Origin of the sequence: Nitrosomonas sp. Nm58 (assembly GCF_900107335.1) — a bacterium.
Lineage (GTDB): Bacteria > Pseudomonadota > Gammaproteobacteria > Burkholderiales > Nitrosomonadaceae > Nitrosomonas.
This window is the reverse complement of the sequence record NZ_FNPQ01000117.1, coordinates 1-1342: the sequence shown is the minus strand read 5'-3', so window position 1 is coordinate 1342 and position 1342 is coordinate 1. Positions and strand designations below refer to the sequence as shown.

Annotated in this window: 1 protein-coding gene and 1 pseudogene; both read right to left on the bottom strand. The window is 48.5% G+C overall.

Annotated elements, in window-relative coordinates; genetic code table 11:
* Positions 1-82: 82 nt before the first annotated feature.
* Positions 83-862: pseudogene (locus BLW34_RS15300) on the bottom strand (hypothetical protein); the annotation flags it as partial.
* Between the two features lie 37 nt (positions 863-899).
* Positions 900-1223, bottom strand: coding sequence for a helix-turn-helix domain-containing protein (locus BLW34_RS16675; protein WP_256203838.1), 324 nt, complete (start codon positions 1221-1223; stop codon positions 900-902).
* Positions 1224-1342: the final 119 nt, after the last annotated feature.

Below are 1342 nucleotides of genomic sequence, written 5' to 3'. Positions count from 1 at the left end.
TCCGGTTTTGTAGCAAATAAATTGTCCGCTTTGAAACGCAATGAATTGATAGACAATTCATTGCGCAGTTGTGGCGGCGGATTTACGCAACAACTTTATTGTTCAGTTTTATTTCCTTGCCAGACGAATCATATGTCGCAAGCTTCCTTGGACCGTGCATGATAGCCATTTGTCCGTTTGGATAGCGCAGTACGATGACTTTTGCTTTCACATAATGACAACGATGGCGATCTGCCGGGATTTGAAGCTTTAAGCCTTCAAAGCTAACACAGTTATCATGGCCAACAACGCGCTCATGGCGTTCACAGAGGATGTCTGCAAGCTCTTCACCGATCCATGGCACAAAAGTACTGCCTTCCTCGCGTGCTGGCTGCATGAACTCGGCATTGAAAGCAGGCATATAGACTTCTTTTGGATACCAATTGGCTATTGCCATATCGGTAATACCGACTAATGCCAACTCTTTTGGTAGACGTTCCTGGTGCGTGCGAAACGTGCGTTCGCTACGTCCGCGTGCTTCTGGTGAATAGGCTGCAATCATCTCGATTCCTAATCGTTTCATGGCCTGCCCAAACTGAGTAAGATTCTGTTTGTCAACCTTACCGCCTGCTTCCGGCGTGTACCCGTAGTGGCTGCCACGATCGGAGTAAAACGAAGCAAGCAATCCATGTTTCTCAATGACTTCCTGCACGCCCTGGAAGCTGCTTATTGCTCCTTCTTCCTCAACGAAAAACATCGAGTAGTGCTCACTCGTAGCATCATCCATCCTGACAATCAAATCCCATTCCTGCCCCCAAACCCATTCATGCGTGCTGCCATCTTGATGAATCATTATGCCAATCAAAGGAGCCCGCTCACGCTTCTTACGGTGCGCGTGCCACGCTTCTTGGTGCGTTCAATCAATCCAGCTTCTTGTAACCGATTCTAACCCACGTATAACTGCGATTGCCGACGTCAGAACGGTACCAGGCGTAAAAGTGCTTGGCGTTCCAGCCCAAGTGACGATTGCGGTAGTGTTCCACTAACCGCATGACTTCATCTACCGGTGCCCGCCGATGCGATACCTGCACAAGACGCTTATCCACTAACGCATCCAATCCACCCGCATCATACCGGTTCATATAGCGCCGGAATGTGCGATCACATACCCCAAGCAACAACGCCGCTTCCGATTGCGTAAGGTTCCTCTTTCTGCAACCTTCATACGCTTCTTCAAATCTCATCTTCCTGGTCTCCTGTAGCATTCTGTCCGTTTCATCTGAAATCCTCCCAGGACTCCATATCAAACCAGACAGATCATTTGCTACAAGTCCGGACAGTTTATTTGCTCTCTACATTCTTA

Excerpts from the sequence above, each read along its gene's own strand:
- BLW34_RS16675 (WP_256203838.1), bottom strand. The coding sequence starts at position 1,223 with ATGAGATTTGAAGAAGCGTATGAAGGTTGCAGAAAGAGGAACCTTACG.